Source organism: Streptomyces sp. NPDC093252, assembly GCF_040683675.1.
Classification (GTDB): domain Bacteria; phylum Actinomycetota; class Actinomycetes; order Streptomycetales; family Streptomycetaceae; genus Streptomyces.
The window spans coordinates 256,539-262,664 of sequence record NZ_JBFBEM010000015.1; the positions used below are offsets into that span (position 1 = coordinate 256,539).

The 6,126-nt window shown below is 69.4% G+C and carries 6 protein-coding genes; 3 read left to right on the forward strand and 3 right to left on the reverse strand.

Annotation, left to right across the window (positions count from 1 at the left end; translation table 11 throughout):
- Positions 1-4: 4 nt before the first annotated feature.
- The gene (locus tag AB0O01_RS29360; RefSeq protein ID WP_365317998.1) at positions 5-406 is read right to left on the reverse strand and encodes a DUF5997 family protein; all 402 of its coding nucleotides are present in this window, start codon (positions 404-406) and stop codon (positions 5-7) included.
- A gap of 58 nt (positions 407-464) precedes the next feature.
- Between AB0O01_RS29360 and AB0O01_RS29365 the strand changes: the two genes are divergently transcribed.
- Positions 465-1,244, forward strand: a complete 780-nt coding sequence (locus AB0O01_RS29365) for a LysR family substrate-binding domain-containing protein (protein ID WP_365317999.1) — start codon at positions 465-467, stop codon at positions 1,242-1,244.
- 274 nt (positions 1,245-1,518) lie between these two features.
- On the opposite strand, the gene AB0O01_RS29370 is transcribed toward AB0O01_RS29365, so the two are convergent.
- A complete protein-coding gene (locus AB0O01_RS29370; protein ID WP_365318001.1) occupies positions 1,519-2,214 on the reverse strand; it encodes an HAD family phosphatase in 696 nt (231 codons plus the stop codon).
- 89 nt (positions 2,215-2,303) lie between these two features.
- On the reverse strand, positions 2,304-2,780 hold the full coding sequence (locus AB0O01_RS29375; RefSeq protein WP_365318002.1) for an Lrp/AsnC family transcriptional regulator: 477 nt from the start codon (positions 2,778-2,780) through the stop codon (positions 2,304-2,306).
- Between the two features lie 426 nt (positions 2,781-3,206).
- On the opposite strand from AB0O01_RS29375, the gene AB0O01_RS29380 reads away from it, so the two are divergent.
- A complete protein-coding gene (locus AB0O01_RS29380; RefSeq protein WP_365318027.1) occupies positions 3,207-4,718 on the forward strand; it encodes an FUSC family protein in 1,512 nt (503 codons plus the stop codon).
- Positions 4,719-5,003: 285 nt separating this feature from the next.
- Complete coding sequence (locus AB0O01_RS29385) at positions 5,004-6,035, forward strand: lactonase family protein (RefSeq protein ID WP_365318004.1); 1,032 nt, start codon at positions 5,004-5,006, stop codon at positions 6,033-6,035.
- Positions 6,036-6,126 lie beyond the last annotated feature (91 nt).

Sequence of the window (6,126 nt, forward strand, 5' to 3'; positions counted from 1 at the left end):
GGGTTCAGTCGCGCGGACCGGGCCGCTCCGCCCGCTCGGTGTCCCGCTGCTTGAGCCGGGCCGCCTCTTTGCGCACCTCGGCCTGCGTCTCCTGTTCCTTTTCCAGCCATGTCGGCCGTTCCTGCTTGAGTGTTTCGATCTGTTCGCTAGTGAGCGCTTCGGTCACACCGCCGCGCGCGAGACCGGCGATCGACACACCGAGCTTGGCCGCGACCACCGGACGGGGGTGCGGACCGTTGCGTCGCAGTTCGCGCAGCCACTCGGGCGGATCGGCCTGGAGCTGGTTCAGCTCGGCACGCGAGACATCGCCCTCCTGGAACTCGGTGGGGGTGGCCGGGAGATACACGCCCAACTTCTTCGCCGCGGTCGCGGGCTTCATCGTCTGGGCGGTCTGGTGCGACTTCATGCTGTCCAGACTATCCGCCGGACACGAGGCTTCCGGTCACGGCCGGTAGCCTGGCGAGGTGACAGGCTCCGAGACCCCCTCCGCGTTCCGGCTCGCATACGTCCCCGGGGCGACCCCCGGAAAGTGGGTGCGGATCTGGAACGAGCGCCTGCCCGACACACCGCTGACCCTTCTCGCCGCGTCGGCCGCAGAAGTCTTCGAGATGCTGCGCGACGGCCGTGCGGACGCCGGGATCGTTCGGTCGCCGGTTGATCGAACGATCTTCAGCGCCATTCCGCTCTACACCGAGACGACGGTCGTCGTCGCGCCGAAAGATCACTTGATCACAGCAGTCGACGAGGTCGCGGTCGGCGATCTCGCCGACGATGTGGTGTTCCACCCTTTGGATGACGTTCTCGACTGGGCCACACTGCCCGGCAAACCCGCTGTCGACCGCCCCGCCACCACGGAAGACGCCATCGAACTGGTGGCGGCAGGCGTGGGTGTCCTGATCGTTCCGCAGTCCCTCGCCCGGCTCCATCACCGCAAAGACCTCACCTACCGCCCGCTCCTCGACGCCCCCCAGTCCAGCGTCGCCCTCTCCTGGCGCGAAGACGCCACGACAGACCTGGTCGAGGATTTCATCGGCATCGTGCGCGGCCGGACGGTCAACAGCACCCGCGGCCGGACCAAGACCGAAGCGCAGCCCAAGGAAAAGCGCACCGAGGGGGGCGGGGCGGGCCAGCGCAAGGCAGCGGGAAACAAGAAGCCCGCCGGCGGCAAGAAGCCGACGACTGCGCGAACGCGGGGCGGTTCGACCACCGGAGCGAAGCGCGGACGCCCTCGCCGCCGCTCTTGAACCCTCGCCGCCGCCGAAGCCGGCCAACGTCTGACCGGAACGCCTCTAATCGCCCACCGGCGGTGCGCGGACGAGCATCAGGAGCCTCCGTCGGGCCGGAAACGAACACGGTCGCCGGAAACCAAACACCGACCGGAGAACCCGCATCGGCCCCAGAAAGGCGCATCGAGAACCGGAAACGAAACGAACACCAGGCGCCACCCCATCGATCGCGCACACCGCCACGGGTCACCACAGACCGCGCCCAGCGCGAGAGGGCCCGTCAGCCGGCCACTCACGTCCCCGGCAGCGACCGCACAAGCCACGCGTACGCGTCCCGTGCCGTGAACTCCGACTGACCGCCCCGCACCAGCAGCCCGGCCGTCGCGAACTCCGGGGCATCCGCCTGGGCGGCAACGTACGGAATGGCGATGCAGCGCATCCCGGCGGCATGGGCGGCGACTGCACCGGGGGCTGCGTCCTCGACCACCACGCAGTCGGCCGGGTCCGCGCCCAGGCGGCGTGCGGCCTCCAGGAAGACGTCCGGTGCGGGTTTGCCGCGGGCGACCTCGTCGGCGGACACCAGGGTGTGCAGAAAAGCGTCCAGGCCGGTGCCTGCCAGCACTGCCTTGATCGCCTCTATCGACGAGCCGGACGCCACCGCCATCGGAACCCCTTCAGCGGCCAGCAGCGCCACGAACTCGCGCATCTCGGGGTACGCGCGCGTGGAGGCCCGAGCGAGCTCCAGGTACACGCGGTTCTTGTCGGCGAGCAACTCGTCAACCGATGCGGTCAGCCTGTACCGCCGTTTCCAGTCGGTGACCGTCTCCAGGGTGCTGATACCGACGTACTCCTCGTGCTCAGCCCAGGAGAAGGCGGGAACGCCGTGGGCGGCAAGCACCTGCCGGCCGGCCTCGTAGTAGTTCGGCTCGCTGTCCACGAGCGTTCCGTCGAGATCGAAGACGACCGAGAGGCCGCGCAGGGTGCTCATGGGACCAGCATGCCAAGGAGAAGCGATCGGTCGGCCATCGGGTGATCGTTTCCAGATCGATCAGGTTGGCCGACACCGTGCTCGGCCGATCATGTGCGCACCGAGCGGCCGATCGATTTGACCAGGGGTAGAAGCCGGTGGGGTACTCGTTCGCGCAAGGCCACCTCGGAGCGGGTCCGGACGACCCCGGGGAGGCTGATCAGCTTCTGGATGACGTCCTCCAGGTGGGCGTTGTCCCGCGCCACGACCCGGGTGAGCAGATCTCCGCCACCAGTGATCGAGTGCGCCTCCACGATCTCCGGAACCGAGGCCAGAGCTTCCCCTACGTCGTCCAGATGACCCTGAGTGACCTCGATGTGCACAAATGCGAGCACTGGGTGGCCGAGCGCGGGCGGGGAGAGGACCGGGCCGGTGCTCGTGATCACTCCATCCCGTTCGAGCCGGTCCAGGCGGGCCTGAAGCGTGCCACGGGCCACGCCGAGGATCCGTGCGTATTCGCGCACGCTCGTGCGCGGCTGGTCCAGCAACAGCCGCAGAATGCGGGTGTCCAGTTCGTCCACGGCCATGACGCCGAACCTCCTTGTCGATCTTCGGTAGATCCGTCGTCGCCGGCGGTGGCTGGATCTTTCCCGTATGCCCAGTTCCCGGCCATGGGCCATTGGTCTGCTCATGGATGGGCGTGAGCGGAATTCTCTGTACCAATGGCTCAGTCATCAGAATGCCGATTGAGCCAGTGATGTGCGAGATGTTGTCATGGGGAGGTCGATGGCGCTGCGGACCTCTGCGGCGCCTTTGTCATGCGCGACGGTCCGATGCGGGCCGGTGGCGGGGCGAGCATGTGGCGATCCGGGTTCCGCGGTCGTCGTTCCACGTGTTCGTTCCAGGTGTCCGCATCACGGGTTCGTTCTGCGTGCCCACTCGATGTGCGCATTCGATGTGCCATTCCTGTGCTCGCTCGATCAAGTCGGCCAAAGGGCCAAAGGTAGGTGGCAGTGCTGAAGACGGTGTTCGCGGCTCCGGATCCGGGGCGGATGCGGATGCGTTTCGCCCTCAGGGCGGTGCTCGGCATCGGTCTGGCGGTCGTCGTGAGCGGATTCGCCGGACACTCCCTGGTCGGAGCCGTCATCGGGGGACTCGCCGCGCTGCTCGCCCTTTTCACCGTCACCGACTCCACCGTGCGCGATCAATCGATCACAACCGCGCTGCTCCCGGTCGTAGGGCTGCCCGTGCTCGCGGTGGCGGCCGTGCTGCACGACCAGGCCGTGGCACGTGATCTCGTCTTCCTTGCGGTGGTGGGCGCCGGCGTCTACGCCCGCCGCTGGGGCCCGCGCGGGCACAGCCTCGGCGTGTTCGCGTTCATGACCTACTTCATCGCTCAGTTCCTGCACACCACCCCCGCCCAGTTGCCCGAGTTGTACGCCGCCATGCTTCTGTCCGTGCTGATCGCGGCGGCTGTTCGTTTCGGCCTCTGGTGCTACGAACGCCGTCTCCCGCCGGTCCCCGTGCCCGCGCCGCTCGACGGGACCGGACTCGGCCGGATCACCACACGCCAGGCAGTCCAGGCGACCCTCGGCGCAGGCTTCGCCCTGGTGGTGGGGCAACTGGTGTCGGGGGAGCGCTGGTACTGGGCGGTCGGCGCCACCTGGTGGGTCTTCGTGAACACCACCTCGCGCGGCGAGACCCTGGTCCGTGGATTCCGGCGCGTCCTGGGTACGGTCCTCGGGATGGGACTCGGCCTGCTGATCGCTCTCCCGCTCCACACGGAGCCGGTCCCTGCGGCCGTTGTGCTCATCATGTGCGTGTTCGGAATCTTCTACACGGCTGCTGTTTCGTACACGTGGATGATGCTCTCGGTCACGCTGCTCGCCTCGCTGCTCTACGGCCTGCTCGGCGTCCTCGATCCCGCGCTGCTGGCCCTGCGGCTGGTCGAGACGGGCGTTGGTGCGCTGGGGGCCGCGCTCGCCGTGCTGTTCGTTCTGCCGGTGACCACACACGCCGTCACGGACGCCTGGATCCAGCGCGCCCTGCGCTCCGTACACGCCTCGACGGCGCAGGCAGCGGCACGGCTCGCAGGTGACCCGGACGCCGATCCGGGCCCACGCGTGGCGGAGCTGGAACAGTTCCTGGGGCGGGTCCGGCTGGCCTTGGCCCCCCTCGTGCATCCGCTGAACCCCATGCGCAGCCGCAAAGAGCGGGCCCGCCGAGTGCTCGACCTACTCGACGACTGCGCGCGCGAGATCCGTGACCTTGTCGCCGTCGCGACGGATCCGGAGGCGTCCCAAGATGCTCGCCTGGCAGCCGCATGCTGGCGGGTGGAGGCCGCTGTGGAGGCACTGACGGGTCGCCCGGAGGAGCGATTCGCGCCGGTGCCGGAGCCGCACCCGCATGCCCCCGCCTCCGTCCCCGCCCCTGCCCTCGCCCACCTGCACGGGCTGGAACGCGCCTTGGCGGAACTCGCCGCGCCCTTGCGCGCGCCCTCCGGTTCACCATTGGTCGGCACCTGATCGAACGCTCAGAACGAGCGCTTGGATCGAACCGAACCAAACCGAACCACTATGAGCAGAACCTCCACCCGCGGATCCAACGCGAACACAACCGGGTGAACACACATCCCCCGCAGGGCCCGGCACGCCGAAGATCCGGTCGGTGGACAAGGGGTCGCCCCGCGATTTGGTCCCCGCCCCCCTCGGGATGAGCAGCCCCGAGCCAATCGCCACCCTTGGTCTAGACCGCAGGAGATCGGCTGCTACCGTCACCCCGGACGGCACAGCCACCGAGAGGGGACAGCGGTGACACACGGCGGCAGAGGGCAGCGGGCGTTCATCGGGACGTTCACGGCGGCCGGCGGACCTGGCGTGGTGACGGCGGCCGTGGATCCGAGCGACGGAACGCTGACCGTGCTCAGCGGCGTGGACGGCGTCGCCGACCCGTCGTTCCTCGCCCTCGCACCCACCGGCGACATGCTCTACGCCGTCAGCGAGACGACCGAGGGCGCGGTGGCCGCGTACCGCGTCGACGGCGACACACCGGAGCCGGCTGGCCCGCCCGTTCCCGTCGGGGGCAGCGGGCCGACCCACCTCACCGTGCACGCGGGACACGTGCTGACCGCCAACTACGGCTCCGGCAGCGTCAGCGCGGTGCAGGTCCGCCCGGACGGCACGCTGGCGCCGGCCGCGTCCGACGTGTTCGCCCACTCCGGCGCGGGCCCGTACACGCCCCGGCAGCAGGGGCCGCACGCCCACCAGGTGCAGCCCGACCCGAGCGGTCGCTGGGTCGTCAGTGTCGATCTCGGGACCGACTCCGTCCGGGTGTGCACGCTCACCGGCGGCCGTCTCGCCCTGCACCGTGAGATCGCGCTCCGCCCCGGTTCCGGCCCGCGCCACCTCGCCTTCCACCCCGGCGGCACGCACGCGTACATCGTGAACGAGCTGACCCCCACGGTCACCGTCTGCCGCTGGAGCGCCGCCGACGGCTCGCTCAAGCCCCTCTCCGAGGTCCCGCTGCTGCCCGGCTCACCGGACGACGACGCCTACCCCTCCGGGATCGTCGCCGCGCCGGACGGGCGGTTCGTGTGGGCCGCCACGCGCGGGGAGGACGTCCTGTCCGTGCTGGCCGTCGACGAGGATGAACTGAAGCTGGTCGGGACGGTCCCCTGCGGCGGTCACTGGCCGCGCGCGATCAACGAGTCCGGGGGTTTGCTGTACGTCGCCAATGAGCGCTCCGGTGATGTGACCTGGTTCGCTCTGGACCCGGCCACCGGCGTGCCGAGCCGCGCTGGGTCCATCGGGGTCCCCGCCGCGTCCTGCGTGATCTTCGACTAGGGATTGTCCGGCCGATCATGTTCGGAGCCAGATGGTGAGGGCTGCGGCGGTTACGGTACCGAGGTAGATGTAGCCGCGCTTGTCGTAGCGG

Bases quoted from the DNA above. Each gene is read 5' to 3' on its own strand.
- AB0O01_RS29375 (WP_365318002.1), bottom strand. From the start codon at position 2,780: ATGGCCGTGGACGAACTGGACACCCGCATTCTGCGGCTGTTGCTGGAC.
- AB0O01_RS29360 (WP_365317998.1), bottom strand. From the start codon at position 406: ATGAAGTCGCACCAGACCGCCCAGACGATGAAGCCCGCGACCGCGGCG.
- AB0O01_RS29370 (WP_365318001.1), bottom strand. From the start codon at position 2,214: ATGAGCACCCTGCGCGGCCTCTCGGTCGTCTTCGATCTCGACGGAACG.